Source organism: Streptomyces sp. NPDC107517 (genome assembly GCF_055582645.1).
Genome location: NZ_JBVJPM010000014.1, coordinates 82353 through 100203, shown reverse-complemented (window position 1 = coordinate 100203; position 17851 = coordinate 82353). Strand labels below are relative to the sequence as shown.

The following is a 17851-nucleotide window of genomic DNA, read 5'->3' as shown; positions in this document are numbered from 1 at the left end:
AGTCAGACGGCCGGGCCCGGGGAAGTGTCAGCGCGCGCCACGAGCAGCGGCTGGAAGAAACCCGTCTCCCGCGGCATCCGCCACCCGCCGTCCGTGAACCCCGCCCCGGCCGCGAGGCCGGTCAGCCGGTCCCGGCTGAGCGCCCAGCAAGTGGTCCGGCGGACCCGGACGCGCCATTCCTCGCCCGCGGGCCTGAGCTGGAAATGCTCCAGGTCGTAGCGCTCACCGTCGTCGTGCCAGTGCCAGAGCTGGAAGGTGACGGCTTTTCCGCCGCCTGAGCCGTCGGCGAGCCGGTGAACCTGCGGAGGCGTCGAAGCTGGGCGCTCACTCAGCAGCTCGTCGTAGAAGCGGGTGCTGACCAGTAGCAGGCCGCCGGGACGCAGCACGCGGCGCATCTCGGTCAGCGCTGCGTGCACATCCTGCTCCGTCAGTAGGTGGGGCAGCGAGTTGTCGGCACAGACGACGGTGTCGAACCGGCCGTCGGGAAAGGGGAGACGCCGCATGTCGGCGGCGGCCGTGTGCAGCGAAAGGCTCCGCCGGGTGGCCTCCTGGGCAGCACGGGCGGCGGCACGCGGGCTGAGGTCGGTCCCGGTGACGCGGTGCCCCCGCAGCGCCAGGCCAATGGCCTGCGTGCCGATTCCGCAGGAGCAGTCGAGCACCGCCGCACGGTCCTGGCCGATCAGGGCGTCCAGAGCGACCCCCTGCCGACGGATGCTCGCATCCCAATCCGCGTATATCAGGTGGTAGTCATCGGCTAGTTCGTCGTAGAAGTGCGCGACCGACATCTCCTGCATGGCCCGACGTTACTGTGCCTGCGATGCCGTCTGCCGCGAATAACTGCACCGGCCCGCCCAGTTCGGCCCTCGGCCGGTAGACGCAGGGCCTGGTACGGCAGTTGGACACAAGTGGCACGAACGCCCCCTGGGCAGATGCCGACGGCGGCGGCCCACGCCCGTCGCGCGTACCGTGGCTCACTCCCGCACAGCGCCGCTCAGCATGCCGCGTATGAACTGGCGCTGGAAGAACACATAGAGCACGACGATCGGCACCGAGATCAGCACGGCACCGGCGGAGAGCATGTTGTTCTGCACGGCGTACCGGCTGGAGAACGCGCCGAGGCCGAGGGTCATCGGCTGGTGTCCCGGGTCGGAAACCATGATCAGGGCCAGGAAGTAGTCGTTCCAGGTCCACATGAAGCTCAGCAGCACGAAGGTGATCACGGCCGGCTTGGCGATCGGCAGGTGGATGCGCCACAGCTGGGTCCAGGAACTGGCGCCGTCGATCTCGGCGGACTCGGCGAGGGCGGGTGGCACGGTGCGGAAGGCGGCCCGCATCCAGAAGGCGCCGAAGCTCACCCCGAGCCCCGTGTGCGCGAGGATGATCCCCTGGTAGGTGTCGGTCAGACCGTAGGCCAGGAAGTCGTAGTAGAGCGGCACGATGATGGTCTCCATCGGGACCATCAACCCGACCAGGAGCAGCGGGAAGAGCCACTTCTCGCCGACCACCCCGAGCACGCCGAAGGCGTAGCCGCTCATCACGGCGAGCACGGTGGAGACGGCGACCACGCCGCCACTGATGATCAGGCTCGACTTCAGGTACTGGCCGAAGTCGGCCTGTGCCCAGGCGGTGGCGAAATTGCCCCAGTGCGGGCTGGACAGATCCATCGTGCCCGTGGAGTTGGGGCTGACCGCGACCCCGATGATCCAGGCGACCGGGAAGAGCACGCCGACGGCGACGACCGTCAGGATCGCGTAGTTGAACACTTTTTCCTGGGTGGAGATCATCGGGACCCGTCCTCGGAGAGTTTGAGGATCACCAGCGCTACGGCCAGCGACACGGCGGCGAGAACGACACCGACGGCGGCTGCCGTGCCGATGTCCGGGTTGGCGAAGGCGCGTTGGTAGAGCACGATCGTCGGGGTGATCGTCGACGTGCCGGGTCCGCCCCTGGTGGTGAGCCAGACGATGTCGAAGACCCGGATCGCGCCGAGCGTGGAGAGGGTGAGGGCCACGGCGAGCTGCCCGCGCAGCCCCGGCAGCGTCACGGTGAAGAACTCGCGTACCGCGCCCGCGCCGTCGACCCGCACCGCGTCGTACAGCTCGGTGGGGATCGACTGTGTGCCGGAGACGAAGAGCACGGTGCACAGGCCGAACGCCGCCCAGGTGCCGGCAAGGCCCAACGCGGGCAGCGCCCAGGTGTAGTCGCCGAGCCAGCCTCGGGTGAGAGCCTCGAGGCCGAAGGCGCGCAGGACGGAGTTGACCGGGCCGTCGGGGGCGTAGATCCGCTTCCACACGATCGCGGTCACGGCCGGGGTGAGTACCTGCGGCAGGAAGAGCACCCATCGGTAGACGGCGGCACCGCGCACGTCCTTGCGGGACGTGAGCGCGGCGGTGAGCAGACCGAGGGTGATGGGCAGCGCCGCGAAGAAGAGGATGAACACGAGGGTGTGTTCGACGGCCTGGCGCAATTGCGGATCGTTCAGGAATCCCGCGTAGTTGGAGAGTCCGGCCCAGGTGGCGGGCGTGACGCCGTCCCAGTGGAAGAGGGAGACGTACCCGCCCTGGAAGGTCGGGACGATCACCACGAGCGCGTAGACCGCGAGGGCCGGCGCCAGGTAGGCCAGACCCAGCCAGGGCTTGCGCCGCTGGTACGCGCGGCGGGTCCGGGCCGAGGAGCGCCTGGTGACGGGTGCGGGGACGGTGCGGGTTGGCGCGGCTGAGTGCGCGCTGGTTGTCGCCATGGTCGCCTACTTCGCCTTCCGGGTCTGCTGGAAATGGGCGTAGTCGTCCTGGGTCGCCTTGACGACCTCGCCGGCCGACGCTTTTCCGCCGAGCAAGTCCGTCATGTGCGTGGTCATGGTGTTCAGCAGCGTGGGGGTGGCCCAGTCGAGGTAGGGAACCGCCGAGTCGTTGTCGGAGACCTGTGCCGCGATCTTCACCTCGTCGGCGAGGAGCGGGTCGTGGTCCGGGGGCAGTTCGGGCGTGGAGAGCATGGGCATGGACCCGACCTGCGTGGCGATCTTCGCCGCCTGGGGGCTCGCCATGAAGTTCAGGAAGGCGGCCGCGGCGTCAGGGTGTCGAGTCTTCGCGGCGATGGAGAAGTTGCTCGCGGCCCCGAACGTCACGACCGGATCGCCTCCGTGGGCGCGGGGCAGTACGAAGGAGCCCAGCTTCTTGCTGTCGCCGCGTTGCAGTGGCAGGGAGCCCGAATAGTCGAACCGGAACAGCGCCTTGCCGTCGACGAACGCCTGCGCCGCGTCCTGGCCGGGCATCGCGGCGTAGCCCTTGGTGAAGTACCCCTTGCCCGCCCACTCCTTGACCTTGGCGACGGCCTCGGGGAAGCCCGTCCTGGCGACGTTCACGTCGCTGCGGGAGTAGGTGAAGTCGGCGATCTTGTCCCGCACGCCGAAGGAGTTGACGAGGCTGAACAGAGCGGCCGTCACTCCGCCCTGCTCGAGGTTGCCCACGGCCACGGGGGTGATCCCGGCCGCCTTGGCCTTGCGCATGTCCTCTTCGAACTGCGCGAGAGTCCGGGGCACGTGACCGCCGGTCCGCTTCAGCAGCGAGCGGTTGTAGTAGACCTCGACGGCGGAGCCTCGGGCGATGGGGGTGCCGAAGAGTGAGCCGGTCCCCATCTCCTTGCCGTCCGGGGAGAATTGGTGCTCCTCCTGCACAGAGGAGGGGAACGCCTTCTTCCAGCCGTAGGCCTCGGCGTAGGGATCGAGGTTGAGCACGAGACCGCCCCTGGCGAGGGTGCCGAGGGACTGCCAGCCGTTGTTCGCCGGAACGATGTCAGGGGGGGCGGACGCCCGCAGCTTCAGGGGCAGGGACTTCATGATGTCGTCCCAGCTCTGCGCGGTGCGATCCACCGTGATCTGTGGGTACTTGCGCTCGAAGGCTGTGATGATCCGTTGCATCCAGGCCTTGTCGGGCCCGCCCGCGAAGTAGTCGATCACGCGTATGCGGGTCTTGCCTATGGCGCCCGGGTCGGTGACCACCGTGCCCGCGGCTGCCTGGCCGGCGGCACTGTTCGACATGCCGGGCACACAGCCCGAGAGAATGACGGCAGCGAGCGGTATGGCCAGAGCGCTGATCCACTTTGATCCTCTGCGCGCGAACACGGCGCCTCCTGTGGTCTTGTGGTGCGGGCGAGCTTAAGAGCAGCAGACCAGTTAGTCCAGAGTTTGCTACCATGTCGCCAACATGCGACCAGTGGCACCAGATAGCGGGGAGGTGGCCCTCGTGCAGGCCAAGGAACCAGTGGTCCAGGAGCAGGCGGTGGGCGCGGCGGTCACACAGACCTACCGCAAACTTGGGGACGCCCTACGCCGGGGCTCGTTCCCCCCGGGAAGCCGCCTTCCCGGTGAGCGCGATCTCGCGACGAGCCTCGGCGTCAGCCGCTCCACGCTGCGCGGCGCCCTCGGGCTGCTCAACGACGAGGGCCGCCTCGAACGCTCCTCCCAGCGCGGCTGGTTCGTGGCGCGTGAGGTAGTGGGGGAACCCCCGAGCACCCTGCAGAGCTTCTCGGAGATGGCGCGGGCGCGCGGGCTGACCGCGCAGGCGAGGGTACTGCTGGTGAAGGAGCGCCCGGCCACGTTCGAGGAGGCGGAGCGGCTGCGGATCGCCCCGGCCGCGCGGGTGGTCGAGCTGCGCCGCCTGCGCTCGATGGACAACGTGCCGATCTGCCTTGATGTCAGCGTCGTCGCCAACGCCCCGGCGCTGGCCGCACTCGACATGACGGACCGCTCGCTGTACGAGGCGCTGGAGCAGGAGTGCGGGATCCGGATCGCGCGCAGCTCCTACACCGTGCGGGCGGACGCAGCCGACGAGGAGACCGCCCGGCTGCTCGACATCGATGCGGGGGCGCCCGTGCTCATCGGCGACGAGGTCGCCTACACGGCCGACGAAACCCCCGTCCTGGCCGGGGCGATGGCCTATCGCAGTGATGCCTACCGCTTCCAGGCCGACCTGTTCCGTCCCCTGTAGAGCCGCCTCGGGAGGCGCGGCCTGAGGGCCGGCCTCCCGTGCGGCCCTCAGGTGGCCAGGAACTCCTTGGGCGGCAGGGTCGCGGCGATCCGGTCGGTCACCGCAGGAGTGACGACGATGCCGGACTCTCCCAGGGCGTCCAGGGCCGCGCCCGCGACCGGCGGGACGACGGCGCGATGCGGGACGGCGCCCGGCACGTGGCCGTCGAGTTCGGCCAGGAGGGCATCGGCGACGGGCGAGTCGGCGGCCATCAGGACCGAACCGGAGAGCACCACGCTCACCTTGTCCGTACCCTCCGCGAGACCGACCTTGCGCGTGGCCACGCCTGCGTACATCGCCAGGCGCCGTCCCTGCTCGCGCACGATGCCCTCCGCGACCTGGTCGCCCGCCTCCGCCGCGGCGGTCACCACACGCGCGGCCCGCGGCTTCTCCTGCCACGGAGCCGCGCCCTCGCGACGGGTGAACCAGTGGTTGAGCTCGAAGACGCCGGTCTTGCCGAAGAACTCCAGCAGCCCCTCGGTCAGCGACGTCCGCGGCCCCAGACCGAGGTCGGCGAGGTAGACCGCCTTCAGCGCCTCCTCGGCCAGGCCCGCCGCGCCCATGGAGTGCTGGGACCACCAGCCGAGGTCCCACACCGCGCCGCCGGGACCGCGCGCCGCGACGGCCGCGGAGGTCCCGGCGATGACGGCGACCCCCACCCCCGACGGCTCGCCGCAACGGATCGCGGCGTAGCCGTCGTTGAGGATCGAGCGCCGGCACAGCGTGGGGTACCGCTCGCGCAGCGCGGCGTCCCAGAGCGCGCGATCCTCCGCCCAGTCGACGCCGGCCAGGCGGAACGCCGCCCCGGCGATGCCGGCCATATCGGCACCCGCCCCGGCCAGGGCGTCGCCGACCGCCGCGGCCACCTCGGCCACGGCGTCGACCGGTGCGGGCGCCCCGTAGATGTCGCCGCAGCCGGAGCGGCCGAAGCCGACGATCTCACCGGCGGCCGTGCACACCAGCGCGGCCGTCTTGCTGTTGCCGGCGTCGACGCCGAGGTAGAGCTCTCCCATGGTTACGGCAGCAGCCTCTCCGGCAGCCACTGGCGCTGGGCCACCGCCATCTCGTCGTAGAGCGCCTCGGCCACCGTGAGCGACGGGACGAGCGGGTTGGCGGCCATGGCACGCACGGCGTCGGCGCGCGTGCCGTCCCAGGCGGCCCTGGCGGCGAGGACCTGGTACTGCGCGAGGGCCTGGGTGATGCCGAGCACCGAGTCCGGCAGCGGGCGCTGCGGCTCGGGGTGGAAGCCCTTGGCGTCCACGGTGCCCCACACCTCCACGACGGTGGACTCGGCGAACCCGGGCAGGAAACCGCCGGTGTTGGGGATGTTGAAGGGAAGCCGGGCGCCGGTGTCGTTGTAGAAAGCGCTGATCGCGTCGATGGCCAGTTCCAGCTCGTGGATGCCGCCGCGCGAGCGCGAGGGATCCAGCTCCGGGGCGTCGCAGGCCGCCTGCTCGTGGTAGTGGTCCCAGTAACCGGGCAGCTCGGACAGGATGGTCTCGGAGCGCGTCATGGGCGACAGCTGGAGCTCGCGCAGACGCTCGTCGCGGAAGTAGTAGTAGAGGAAATAGTCGGACGGAATGGACCCCATCGTGACGGCCAGGTGCAGCACCCGCTTGAGATGCAGGTCGACGGTGGGGTCGTCCTTGACGGCCTCCCAGCGCTCGCGCAGGATCGGGAAGACGTCCTGGCCGTCGTACGTCGCCTCGTTCGACCAGCAGTTGTGGTTGACACCGACGAGATTGGCCTTGAGCTTGTCCGGGTCGAGACCTGCCGCCCTGGCGACGACGGGCGGGAAGCAGATCGGGCCTTCGCAGAAGGAGACGATCGGGATGTCGGTGTTGTCCGCCACCGCCTGCGAGACGATGTTGACCGGGTTCGTGTAGTTGAAGATCCGCGCCCTGGGGGCGACCTGGGCGAGGTTCTCGCACAGCTGCTGCATGATCCGCACGGAGCGCAGCGACATCATCATCCCGCCGGGCCCTTGCGTCTCCTGGCCGATGACGCCGTGCTTGAGCGGGATCCGCTCGTCCAGGGCGCGGGCCTCGAACCCGTCCGGGCGGAAGCTGGAGAGCACGGCGTCGACGTCGCGCAGCCCCTCGCGCTGGTCGGTGGCGGTGGTGACGGTGATGTCCAGGCCCGCGTTGCGGGCCATCTTCTCGGTGATCGTCTTCACGACCTCCAGGCGGTCGGGGTCGAGGTCGATCAGGACGAACTCCGAGCCGTCGAACTCCTCACCGTGGTGCATGAACGAGGCCATCGTCCCGGGGGCGCGCGAGGAACCGCCACCGAGGTACGCGAGCTTGATGCGGGCCATCTCTCTCCTTGGGTGAGTGTGCCGTCAGCCGCGTGCGGCGGCGGTGTCGAGGAAAAGCCGGGGCCGGGCGCAGTCGCTGAGTACCGTGGCCGGCCAGTCGGGGAGGTAGCGGTCGGCCTCGATGAGGCGCCGGGCGGCCAGGGCCTTGCCCGGTCCGTGGGCCACCATGACGGCGCGCGCGGACTGCTCCTTGATGGTGGCGATGCCGACGGTCACGCCGTGGCGCGGCACGTCGTCCAGGCCGCCGAAGGTCGGGAACGTGGCGAGGTTGTCGCGACGGGTCTGCTCGGCGAGCGGGGTGATGTGGGTACGCGTCGCGGCTGCGGTGCCCGGCGGGTTGAAGGCGATGTGGCCGTCACCCGCGCCCGAGGCGAGGATGAACAGGTCGATGCCGCCGACGTCGGCGATCCGCTTGTCGTAGTCCTCGGGGTCCACGGGGTCGGGCACCCAGAGCCGGTCGCGGGCGATACCGCGCCCGTCGCCCGCGGCCTCGTTGAGCCGCTGCACGATCTCCACCAGCCCGAAGCGCACGCACGAGTGGGGCAACGACGGGTCGATGTGCCGGAAGCCGCCCGTGGCCTCGTCGCGCTCCAGGTACTCGTCCATCATGACGATCGTCATGTGACGCAGGTCCAGGGCGCGTCGGGCGACCTCGTCGGCGAGCGCGCAATAGGTGGACAGGGCGCTGCGCCCACCCGGGCAGCCGAGGACGTACGGCCGGCCCTCGCGGGCCGCCTCCCCGATCTCGTCAGCGATCTCCGCCGCGAGGGCGCGCCCCAGGGACTCGGGGTCGTCGAACACGGTCGGCGTTACGCGCACCAGGTCAGCTCCTCTGCATACCAGTTATGCCAGATAGGCTAACTGGGGCTGACTGGTCCGGACAAGAGGTTCCCGTCATCGCGTGCCGTCGCATTCGCGCGAACTCCCGGCCCAGAGAAAGCGCGGCGCACCAACCCCCTGCCACCGCGGGCGCGCATCGGCCGGTCAACGCCCTGGACGCGTCTTCCAGCCGATGCGCATGCACCCGGCCCACCGTCATCTCCCCCACCAGGGCGACCTCTTGACGCTTGACCCTGGTGCGCGAGAGCGGGTGCGGCTGCGCCCGATCACGCACTCACAATGAGCGCGGGTCATGCTTCCCGCGGCCGTCCCCCTCCGTCGTGGCGGGGGCCCCGTAGTCGAAATCCGGGAACGTGCTGTGGATCTCCACGACCCGTCCTTCCTTCGCCGACCGCTGGGCCGCCAGCATCACTTCGAGCGCGTGGAAGGCGTGCTCGGGCCGCGTGACAGTGCGGGTGCCGTTCTCCACGCAGTCGACGAGGTGCCTGAGGCCGTCGGTCCACGGCCACTGGGTGTCCGTCTCTCCGACTATCTCCCACGATCCCCGGGCGTTGGTCCACTGCTCGAAGCCGTCGGGCGCCCAGTCGTCGCCCAGCATCTGCATCGTGCCGGCACTGCCGTACAGCTCCACCGCCGGCGAGCGGTACTTCTGCATCGTGAAGCCCGTGGCTATGGAGGCGAAGCGGGAGTTCCCGAAATCGAGCACGATGTGCGCGTTGTCGTCCGCGCGGACCGTGACCTGCTCTCCCTCCGCCTCCCGCTTGGGGACGGCGACGCCGACCATGGCAGTGACCCGCTGCACGGAGCCGAAGAAGCCGCACAGGCTGGTGAGGTTGTAGACGCCGAGGTCGAACAGCGCGCCGCCGCCCTGCTCGTAGAACCAGCGGCCCCACCACGGACCCGACCAGCCATAGCGTGCCCTGGCCAGGTGGAGCTCACCGATCTCGCCGTCGCGCACCCGCTTGTGCATCTCGCGGTACGTCGGCGACAGCGCGACATGCGGCGCGCACACGAGCTGTCCCGTCGCGACGGTCGCCGCTTCGAGGAGCGCCGTCGCCTCCGGCACCGACGTCGCCATCGGCTTCTCGACGAGCACGTGCCTGCCGGCTTCGAGTGCCGCGCGGGCGAGGGAGCCGTGCTCGTTCATGCTGGTGAGGACGAGCACGATGTCGAGGTCGTCGCGGTCGATCAGGTCCTGGGCACGTACGAAGGACGTATCGATCCCGAACCGGTCCGTGGCCGCTGCCCGCTTGTCGGGATCCGGATCGTAGCCCGCGACGAGCTTGACGCGTCCCGCCTGTTCGAGCCGGGTGATCAGTCCTGCGTAAGGGCCGCAGAACACGCTTCCGAGTCCCAGAACACCGATGTTCAATGTCATTGCTTCAGATTCCTTCCGTGAGACACCTGCAGGAACGGAGTCAACGTCCATGCCTGTCAGGTCGATTCGGGCCGGTCCTGCCAGGGAAACCGGCGGGGGACGGCGAGGGGCCGAGAAGGGCACGCGAAGGACATGACCAGGGCGCGCCGTGGCTCGCTCGTGGTGTTCGGACCCGCGTAGTGCAGGGTCCGGGAGCCGTGCACCGTCGCGCCGCCCGCCGGCAGCGGGCAGGCCACGCTCTCGGAGACGACGCCGGTATCGGCCAGGACCAGGCCGTGCACGTCAGAGGTGATCCGCCGGTGCGCGAGCACCGGCAGCAGATGGCTGCCGGGCTGGAACTCCATGCAGCCGTTGTCCGTTGTGGCCGGCTGCAGCGGCATCCAGATACTGATCGCCCGGTGCTCGTGGTCCGGGTTCCAGTACGCCTCGTCCTGGTGCCAGGGTGTCTCGGCTCCGTGGTGCGCAGGCTTACGGATCGCGTGCATCCCCGTCGGGACGGCCTCGGGGCCGAGGAGGCGACGCGCGACCACACCGGCATTGCGGTACGCCCCGGTCTCGCGCAGTTCGGGCGCGTAGTGGTCCGGGTTCAGGATCTGGGGCAGCGTCGGGTCGCCGTCCAGCTCACCGGCCAGCTCAAGCAGGTCGCGCTCGGCGATCTGCGCGCCGCCCTCGAAGAGACGGTCGTAGACCGCCTGGAGCGACGTCACCTCCTCGGCGGATGTCAGCCGGTCCAGGACCAAGTAGCCCTGCCGGTCGTAGTCCTCCCGCTGCCGGTCGCTCAGCAGCTCCGCATCACTCGTGGTCATGGGCCACTCCTTGTCGCACCGGATGTTCGTCCACGTCTGTCAGCCCAGGCGTACGAGCAGTCGCTCACCGCACGCACCACCCGGCCAGGTCACCAGCACGCCGCCGCTCTGCGGGCGGACCACCTCGGCGTCGCCGTCCACGACGATCTCCCTGTCGGTGTCGAGGAACGCACGCCCCGGGCCCTCTCCACGCCGCAGCACCAGGGAAGTGCGGTCACCCGGGCCGTCCAGTTCGGCCGTCGCCCACCGCAGTACGGCACCGTCCAGGCGTACACCGGCGGGCAGCATCAGCCCGCTGCGCGCGGGCAGTTCGAGCTGGGCGCCATCGCCGAACGGCTCGCCCGCCACGTCCAGCGTGAACTTCTGCGGTACCGGTGACACATTGACCAGATGCACCAGCCGCTGCCCGCTGCTGTCTGCGGTGGTCGTGGTGATCAGTCCCGGTGACGCACCGCGCGTGACGATGCGACGGTGCACCCCTAGGCGGGCGAGCAGCGAGCGCCAGAAATCGAGGTGGCAGGGATAGTCACAGGCCATCACGACCGCGCGCCCGCCGCCCTCCAGGGTGACGTCGACCGCGGCCGGGGATCCGTCGGCGACGTCCAGGGCGAGTGGTTCGGCCTTGGCGCCGGCCGCGTCCGTGATGCGCAGGCGTTCCAGGAAGCCCACCCTGACCTCGGCCTGTCCTCCTGCCCAGCCGGTGGCACGCACCGAGGTGAAGTAGTCGTCGGCGCTCTCCACACTTGCGTCGACGGCGAGCCCGAGGGTGTCGGCGAGGACCGTGCACGGGGTTCCGTCGTCGTCGAGGCGCGGCAGCCGGCCGTGCAGCAGCAGTCGGCCCCCGGCCCGTACGAACGCGGCGAGCCTCTCCTGGACCGCGCGTCCGAGGACGGCGGGGGTGGCCAGGGCGAGCGCCGGTCCTGTCGGGTCGAGTTCGGCACCGGCCGATGCGGCAGCTCCGGAGAGGTCGAGCGCGGTGAAGGAGTGACCGCCGAGCAGCAGCGCACGGGCGAGGATGTCGCGCGGGCCCATTCCCCTCAACCGCTCGGTGTCGCGGACCAGTTCGCGCCTGCGGGTGGCGGCGGGATGGGAGTACTCGGTCAGATAGTGGTCCGGAACGTAGCCGAGAACGATGTCGTCGTGCTCTTCGTCCATGTCTGCCAGCACGTGCTCGCTCCCGCGGACCGCCCGCACTGCGCTGCGGACTGCCGGATAGGCCTCGCTCAGTGCTCCCTCCGGGTCGACCGGTGCCGCGAAGCCGTGCCGCTCACCGGTGAAGGCGATCCGGTCGTTGCCGTCGTGGGCGGGCACGTCCAGGGGTGGGTTGTGCCCTCCGGTGAACAGGTAGTAGTTGATCAGGCGGTTGCCCTGGGCGACGCAGAGCCGGGTCTTGAGCTCCGTGGCCTGCGGGCCCGCCTGCCGGCTCAGGTCCTCGCCGTAGTCGCCGGTACCCGCCTCGAACTCCAGTGAGGTGAGCGGCTGGTCGGCGTCGTGGACGGCGGCCATGAAGGCGTTGAGGACATAGAGGTCCGGGGCGTTCTCGACGGTGAGTTCGTGCAGGTAGTGGTCGGAACCCGAGGTGGTCTGCGGGATGCCCGCGTACGACCTGGACAGCTGGCTGATGCCGATCGGAAACGTACGGCCCCGACCGTACGACGTGCCGTGCAGGTTGACCAGGAACGGCACATCGATGCCATGGTCCTGGGCTACCTCGCGCAAGCGGAGCAGATACGTGGCGTAACGGTCCCGGTGGTGATCGCCGAGGTCGTGATGGAGCGTCAACTGCTGTTTCTCGGTGCCGTCTCGGGTACCCCCGGAGCGCCACTGGGCCGCCCACCCGTCGGCGTCCTCCGGGTCGGCGCCGTAGCGCCGCAGGGCCCCCTCGCGCCCCCAGCGCTCGACGGACCCGCACGCCAGCGCGGCGAGTGTGCGGTCCGTCAACTCGGGGGCTCCACTGAGCCATGACAGCATCCCGACCTCGTTGTCCAGCTGCACCGCCGCGACGGATCCACCGCGGGTGACCTGGTGCTCGGCCAGTACGGGCATGATTGCGGAGTACCAGCGTTCGGCCTGGGCCAGATAGCCGGGTTCCAGATAGTCGAGCGTGCGCGTGGGTACCCGTACGCCGTCCCAGCCGAGCGGGATCGCCTTCGGGTGGTCGCGGTAGACACGGAACGGGACACCCTCGTTCTTGAGCTCGGCCATCACGAAGGGGCCGGGACGGGCGATCACCAACAGGTTGCGTTCCGCGGCGAGTTCGAGGAACCCGACCAGGTCTCGGTACTCGCTCGTGGCCCCCGTCAGGTCGGCCTCCCCGCCGGGGGTCTCGTGCACGATCCACGGCATGTAACTGGCCACGGAGGTGCATCCGGCGGCCACGAGTTTGTCGAGCCGGTCGGCCCAGTCCTCGCGGCGCAGCCGGAAGTAGTGCACCTCTCCGGACATCACGATCCTCGGGGCGCCGCCCACCAGGAGGCGGCGGCGCTCCAACTCCACCCTTCTCGTAGGCCGTTCGCAAGCAGCGGTTCGCTGCACCCGCCGGGTGTGCGCGGCGGGGTCTGACGCGTCTGGTGTGTTCACGGAAACGTCCTCACCGGATGATCGTCGGGATCCTCGGGTCTGAACTCCGGCCTGCAACCGCGGGTATTGCCATCCGCGCCGGGCCCTGGTTAAGTTCGGGAAATCGCTGTGAAACCGGTTTCCTGAAACCGGTTTCCCGAACATATCGGGAGACAAGCCGATGAGCAACAGCCGCGTGAGCCTGCGATGGGTGGCAGAGCAAGCAGGCGTCTCACCCGCTACCGTCTCGCGCGTCTCACGGGGCTCCGACAAGGTCTCCCCCGAACTGCGCGACCGGGTCCTGCGGGTCATCGAAGAGTCCGGCTACCGGCCGAGTCACCTGGGGCGCGCGCTGGCCGAGACCCGGCACAACGCTCTGGGCCTGATCGTCCCCGGCCTTTCCGGGCCCTACTTCCACGAGCTGCTCCAGGGGTTCGAGCTCGAGGTCCTGGAATCCGGCGACAGCGTGCTCCTGCTGGCCTCCCACTTCCGCTCGGACACCGACGCCAAGGTGCTCGACCTGGCGGGCCGCGTCGACGGGATGGCGATCCACGCCGGGACCGTCTCCGACGCGGTCGTCGAGCAGGTCTCGCAGCAGGTGCGCGTCGCGGTGATGTGCGGCGAGGCAAGTGCCTCCCATCCCACGGTCGGCACGGACAACGCCACCCTCGGCGCGCTCACCCGGCATCTGCTCGTCGACCACGGTTATCGTCGGCTGGCCTTCGTCGGTCATCCGGAGGGCTCGCCCGATGTGACCGCCCGCTGGGAGGCATTCCTCGCCGCACACCACGCGGCGGGCGTGGCTCCGCCCGGGCAGCCGGTGCGCGTCGGACTCCAGCAGTCCGACGGAGTCATCGCCGCACAGCAGATCCTCGGCGGCGACGGCCGTCACGACGCGGTGGTCTGCGCCAACGACGAGACCGCTCTCGGCCTGATGCTCAGCGCGCTCGGCCGGGGTCTGCGCGTGCCCGACGACATCGCGGTCACCGGCTTCGACGACATGGAGATGGCCTCCCTGGTGCGACCCGGCCTCACCACGGTCCGCCAGCCCGTACGCGAGTTGGGCGCGACCGCAGCCCATCTGCTCGTCGACCGGGATGCACCACCGGCCGGCGACATCCTCTTGGCCACCGAGCTGGTGCTGCGCGGATCGTGCGGCTGCCGCAGGGGAGCTCAGGCCAAGCAGGCGCACGAACCGCCTCTTCGATCCGGAGAGGCCCGGGTTCGCTCCATGTGAACCACGCACGTATCCGACGGGGGTGACTCAGCCACGGACCACCGACACGGTCGTGGCGCATATCCGAGGGAGGCATCTCAATGGCGAGACGACCACGCATGCACACCGCACTCGTAGCAGTGCTGGCAAGTTCCAGCCTGCTCCTCGCGGCGTGTACCGGTACCGAGGACTCCGGGAAGAGCACCAGCTCCGACGGCATGATCAGCCACCTCACCTATGCCGGTTTCGGCGGTGGCAGCGCTCCGAAGGCCAACTACAACCCGTTCCTTGACGCCTTCAAGCTGCGGGCGACGGACTTCGTCTACGAGAGCCTGTACATGATCGAGGGGAACAGCTGCAAGGAGATCCCCTGGCTGGCCAAGTCCTACACGTGGCGGAACCCCAGAACGCTGGTCTTCGACATCCGCGACGGTGTGAAGTGGAACGACGGTCAGGCCTTCACCGCCAAGGACGTCGCGTTCACCTTCGACATGATCAAGAAGCATGACGTCCTGGACACCCGCGCGCTCCTGCCCCTGCTCGACTCGGTGAAGGTCACCGGCGACAATCAAGTCACCTTCTCCTTCAAGCAGCCCGGCGCCTCGTCGTTCTCCCTCCTCAGCGCCGTGCCCATCGTCCCCGAGCACATCTGGTCGAAGGTCAAGGACCCGACGAAGTTCACCAATGCCAAGGATCCGGTGGGCACCGGCCCCATGACGGTGAAGTCCTTCAACCCCCAGCAGCTGACGGTCCAGCGCAACCCGACGTACTGGCAGGCCGACAGGGTCAAGGTCAAGGAAATCCGGTTCAAGGCAGCCGGCTCCACCCCTGAGGTCGAACAGCTCAAGCTCAGCCGAGGCGAGTACGACACCCACGGAATGTTCGTACCGGACATCCAGAAGTCCTACGTCGACCGCGACCCGAAGCACCATCACTACTGGTACGCCCCGGGCATGGTGATGAGCGTCTACATGAACCTCACCAAAGCCCCCTTCAAGGACGTCGGCTTCCGGCGGGCTCTCACCACCGCCTTCGACCGCGCCAAGGTGGCGAAGAAGGCCCAGCTCGGTTACGTCCGGACGGCCAGCCAGAGCGGTCTCGTGGTCCCCGGCCAGGACGCGTGGCTGCCTGCGGGCACCAAGGACGAGGGGCGCATCGGCTTCGACCCGAAGGCCGCCGACCAGGCCCTCACCGAGGCCGGATACCGCAAGGACTCCGAGGGCCGGCGGCTCGGCAAGGACGGCAAACCGATCTCGTTCAAGTTCAAGGTCCCTTCCGCGTACACGGACTGGGTGGCATCGGCCGAGATCCTCGTCAAGAATCTGCGCGCCCTCGGACTGGATGTCGAGCTCGACCCGACGACGCCCGAATCACACGACGAGGACCGTTCCACCGGCCGCTTCGACATGATGTTCGGCGCGCACGGCGGCGGCTGCAACATCTACGCCGACTTCGCCGATCCGCTCGGCAGCGCGGGCACGGCCCCCATCGGGAAGCGTGCCTACAGCAACGAGATCCGCTGGAAGGACGCGAAGACCGACGCCCTCCTGGCTCAACTGCGCGCCGCCACCACCAAGAAGGCGCAGAAGAAGTCCGTCGCGGGTCTTGTCGACATCATGAACCACGAGGTGCCGATGATCCCGATCTGGTACGGCGCGAAGTGGTTCCAGTACGACACCACCCGCGCCGTCGGCTGGCCGAACGCGAAGGACCCGTACGCCTCCGGCGGCGACAACCTCATCCTGCTCACCCATCTGCGCCCGGCCACGGACTGACCGAGATGACCTATTTCATACGCCGCGCGGGCTTTCTCCTGGCCACTCTGTGGGCCGCGGTGACGCTGAACTTCCTCATCCCCCGGCTCCAGCCGGGGGATCCGGCCCAAGCCATCCTGTCCCGTCTGGCGGGCAAGACGCAGGCGGTCAACCCGGCCCAGCTGGCGGCCGTCCGCAAGATGCTCGGCGCTCCGGACGGCAGTCTGCTCTCCCAGTACTGGGACTACCTCGGCGCGCTCGCCCACGGACAGTTCGGCATCTCGTACACCTACTACCCGTACAGCGTGGGCGACGTCGTCGCCCAGGCGGTGCCCTGGACCCTGGTCCTGGTGGGCGTGACACAGATCCTCTCGTTCATCATCGGGACACTGCTCGGCGCCTGGGCCGCCTACCGGCGCAACAGCAAGGTCGACTCCGCGATCACGCTCGGGTCGACGTTCGTGGGCACGCTGCCGTTCTTCTGGATCGCGCTGCTGCTCATCTTCGTCTTCGCGATCACCCTCAACTGGTTTCCCGAGGGCGGCGGTTACGGCGGAGGCAGCAGCCCCGGCTGGACCTGGCTCTTCTTCTCCGACGCCTTCCAGCACAGCGTGCTCCCCGCTCTGTCCCTGCTGATCACCGGGCCGATCGGCTGGATCATCGGCATGCGCAACAACATGGTGCAGACCCTCGGCGAGGACTACGCACGCCTCGCCCTCGCCAAGGGACTGCCCAGGCGCCGGATCGCCCTGACCTACGGCGCACGGATCGCGATCCTGCCCAACGTCACGGGCTTCGCCATCGCGCTCGGCAGCATCCTCGGCGGCACCGTACTCGTGGAGAGCATCTTCAACTACCCGGGTCTCGGCCGGCTGTTGCTGGAAGCGGTCAGCAACAAGGACTTCCCCCTCATGCAGACACTGTTCCTGTTCACCACCGTCGGGGTACTGATCGCCAACTTCCTCGCCGATGTCACCTACGGGCTCCTGGATCCCCGGGTCCGGCGGACGGAGGCGGCATGACCCTCGCGAACACCCCGAACGCCATGGCAGGGGCCACCCCCGGGGACACCGAAGGCGTACAGATCGCCGCGATCACCGCGGGCCGATCCGCACGGCTGCCCGGTTGGTTCCTCATCCTGTGGCGCAACGGCAAGTGCCGTGTCGGACTGCTGCTCCTCGCCGCCTTCGTCCTGGTCGCGGCATGCGCTCCCGTCATCGCGCCGTACGCCCCCCGCCTGGACACCTTCCCGCTCTCAGAGGGGCCGACGGGCGCCCATTGGCTGGGAACGACAGCCCGCGGTGAGGACGTGTTCTCCCAGATCGTCTACGGAGCGCGCACCTCGCTGATCGTCGGGCTCGTGGCAGGCACCCTGTCCACCCTGATCGCCGTCGCCATCGGGCTGACCGCCGGCTACCTGCAGGGTGTGGTGGACGAGGTGCTCTCGTTCTTCATCAACCTCGGCCTCGTCGTGCCGGTGCTGCCCCTGATGATCACGCTCGCGGCGTACGCACCGGTCAAGGGCCTCGGACTCATCATCATCGTCATCACCATCACCGGCTGGGCCTTCGGCGCCCGCGTCAAGCGCGCCCAGATCATCACGCTGCGCACCCGCGACTACGTGACCGCAGCGAAGTTCGCAGGCGACAGCACCGCGCGGATCATCGCGTACGAGATCGCACCCAACATGATCTCGCTGATCGTCGTCGACTTCATGGGATCGGCCCTCGGGGCGATCGGTGCCGAGTCGGGCCTCGCGTTCCTGGGGCTCGGCGACCCGTCGACAACGAGCTGGGGAACGATGCTCAACCAGGCGAGCATGGGCGGTGCGATGACGACCGGCCAGTGGGCGTGGCTGATCGCGCCGGGGCTGATCCTCGCCCTCCTGGTCACCTCGTTCTCGCTCATCAACTTCGGCGTCGATGCGCTGAGCAACCCGCACCTGAGGGAGGACTGA

At 69.2% G+C, this 17851-nt stretch carries 15 protein-coding genes; 5 read left to right on the top strand and 10 right to left on the bottom strand.

Features of this window, described 5'->3' with window-relative positions; translation table 11 throughout:
* Nucleotides 1-2: 2 nt before the first annotated feature.
* From ACZ67T_RS28950 to ACZ67T_RS28935, 4 genes are all read right to left on the bottom strand, one after another.
* Complete coding sequence (locus ACZ67T_RS28950) at nt 3-794, bottom strand: class I SAM-dependent methyltransferase (RefSeq protein ID WP_469987936.1); 792 nt, start codon at nt 792-794, stop codon at nt 3-5.
* Nucleotides 795-971: 177 nt separating this feature from the next.
* A complete protein-coding gene (locus ACZ67T_RS28945) occupies nt 972-1784 on the bottom strand; it encodes a carbohydrate ABC transporter permease (RefSeq protein ID WP_469987935.1) in 813 nt (270 codons plus the stop codon).
* Nucleotides 1781-2740 carry a carbohydrate ABC transporter permease gene (locus ACZ67T_RS28940; protein WP_469987934.1) on the bottom strand — a complete coding sequence of 320 codons (960 nt, stop codon included), beginning with the start codon at nt 2738-2740 and terminating at the stop codon, nt 1781-1783. The genes ACZ67T_RS28945 and ACZ67T_RS28940 overlap by 4 nt, the downstream gene beginning before the upstream one ends.
* 6 nt (nt 2741-2746) lie before the next feature.
* A complete protein-coding gene (locus tag ACZ67T_RS28935; RefSeq protein ID WP_469987933.1) occupies nt 2747-4120 on the bottom strand; it encodes an ABC transporter substrate-binding protein in 1374 nt (457 codons plus the stop codon).
* A gap of 82 nt (nt 4121-4202) precedes the next feature.
* Here ACZ67T_RS28935 and ACZ67T_RS28930 point away from each other — a divergent pair, with 82 nt between their 5' ends.
* Nucleotides 4203-4985, top strand: coding sequence for a GntR family transcriptional regulator (locus tag ACZ67T_RS28930; RefSeq protein ID WP_469987932.1), 783 nt, complete (start codon nt 4203-4205; stop codon nt 4983-4985).
* 47 nt (nt 4986-5032) lie between these two features.
* On the opposite strand, the gene ACZ67T_RS28925 is transcribed toward ACZ67T_RS28930, so the two are convergent.
* From ACZ67T_RS28925 to ACZ67T_RS28900, 6 genes are all read right to left on the bottom strand, one after another.
* Nucleotides 5033-6037, bottom strand: a complete 1005-nt coding sequence (locus ACZ67T_RS28925; RefSeq protein ID WP_469987931.1) for a BadF/BadG/BcrA/BcrD ATPase family protein — start codon at nt 6035-6037, stop codon at nt 5033-5035.
* A gap of 2 nt (nt 6038-6039) precedes the next feature.
* Nucleotides 6040-7341: a family 4 glycosyl hydrolase gene (locus ACZ67T_RS28920; protein ID WP_469987930.1), complete on the bottom strand. Its 1302-nt coding sequence runs from the start codon at nt 7339-7341 to the stop codon at nt 6040-6042.
* 24 nt (nt 7342-7365) lie between these two features.
* Nucleotides 7366-8160 carry a 6-phosphogluconolactonase gene (locus ACZ67T_RS28915; RefSeq protein ID WP_469987929.1) on the bottom strand — a complete coding sequence of 265 codons (795 nt, stop codon included), beginning with the start codon at nt 8158-8160 and terminating at the stop codon, nt 7366-7368.
* A gap of 295 nt (nt 8161-8455) precedes the next feature.
* On the bottom strand, nt 8456-9559 hold the full coding sequence (locus ACZ67T_RS28910; protein ID WP_469987928.1) for a Gfo/Idh/MocA family protein: 1104 nt from the start codon (nt 9557-9559) through the stop codon (nt 8456-8458).
* A gap of 56 nt (nt 9560-9615) precedes the next feature.
* Nucleotides 9616-10365, bottom strand: coding sequence for a phytanoyl-CoA dioxygenase family protein (locus ACZ67T_RS28905; protein ID WP_469987927.1), 750 nt, complete (start codon nt 10363-10365; stop codon nt 9616-9618).
* A gap of 39 nt (nt 10366-10404) precedes the next feature.
* Complete coding sequence (locus ACZ67T_RS28900; RefSeq protein ID WP_469987926.1) at nt 10405-12855, bottom strand: beta-galactosidase; 2451 nt, start codon at nt 12853-12855, stop codon at nt 10405-10407.
* Between the two features lie 280 nt (nt 12856-13135).
* Here ACZ67T_RS28900 and ACZ67T_RS28895 point away from each other — a divergent pair, with 280 nt between their 5' ends.
* From ACZ67T_RS28895 to ACZ67T_RS28880, 4 genes are all read left to right on the top strand, one after another.
* Nucleotides 13136-14161 (top strand): LacI family DNA-binding transcriptional regulator, encoded by a 1026-nt coding sequence (locus ACZ67T_RS28895; protein ID WP_469987925.1) that lies wholly within the window; start codon nt 13136-13138, stop codon nt 14159-14161.
* A gap of 80 nt (nt 14162-14241) precedes the next feature.
* Nucleotides 14242-15915, top strand: a complete 1674-nt coding sequence (locus ACZ67T_RS28890; protein ID WP_469987924.1) for an ABC transporter substrate-binding protein — start codon at nt 14242-14244, stop codon at nt 15913-15915.
* Between the two features lie 5 nt (nt 15916-15920).
* On the top strand, nt 15921-16916 hold the full coding sequence (locus ACZ67T_RS28885; protein WP_469987923.1) for an ABC transporter permease: 996 nt from the start codon (nt 15921-15923) through the stop codon (nt 16914-16916).
* Nucleotides 16913-17851, top strand: a complete 939-nt coding sequence (locus ACZ67T_RS28880; protein WP_469987922.1) for an ABC transporter permease — start codon at nt 16913-16915, stop codon at nt 17849-17851. Before ACZ67T_RS28885 ends, ACZ67T_RS28880 begins: the two co-directional genes overlap by 4 nt.

Bases quoted from the DNA above. Each gene is read 5' to 3' on its own strand.
- ACZ67T_RS28950 (WP_469987936.1), bottom strand. From the start codon at position 794: ATGCAGGAGATGTCGGTCGCGCACTTCTACGACGAACTAGCCGATGAC.
- ACZ67T_RS28945 (WP_469987935.1), bottom strand. From the start codon at position 1,784: ATGATCTCCACCCAGGAAAAAGTGTTCAACTACGCGATCCTGACGGTC.
- ACZ67T_RS28940 (WP_469987934.1), bottom strand. From the start codon at position 2,740: ATGGCGACAACCAGCGCGCACTCAGCCGCGCCAACCCGCACCGTCCCC.
- ACZ67T_RS28930 (WP_469987932.1), top strand. From the start codon at position 4,203: ATGCGACCAGTGGCACCAGATAGCGGGGAGGTGGCCCTCGTGCAGGCC.
- ACZ67T_RS28925 (WP_469987931.1), bottom strand. From the start codon at position 6,037: ATGGGAGAGCTCTACCTCGGCGTCGACGCCGGCAACAGCAAGACGGCC.
- ACZ67T_RS28920 (WP_469987930.1), bottom strand. From the start codon at position 7,341: ATGGCCCGCATCAAGCTCGCGTACCTCGGTGGCGGTTCCTCGCGCGCC.
- ACZ67T_RS28910 (WP_469987928.1), bottom strand. From the start codon at position 9,559: ATGACATTGAACATCGGTGTTCTGGGACTCGGAAGCGTGTTCTGCGGC.
- ACZ67T_RS28905 (WP_469987927.1), bottom strand. From the start codon at position 10,365: ATGACCACGAGTGATGCGGAGCTGCTGAGCGACCGGCAGCGGGAGGAC.
- ACZ67T_RS28890 (WP_469987924.1), top strand. From the start codon at position 14,242: ATGGCGAGACGACCACGCATGCACACCGCACTCGTAGCAGTGCTGGCA.
- ACZ67T_RS28885 (WP_469987923.1), top strand. From the start codon at position 15,921: ATGACCTATTTCATACGCCGCGCGGGCTTTCTCCTGGCCACTCTGTGG.
- ACZ67T_RS28880 (WP_469987922.1), top strand. From the start codon at position 16,913: ATGACCCTCGCGAACACCCCGAACGCCATGGCAGGGGCCACCCCCGGG.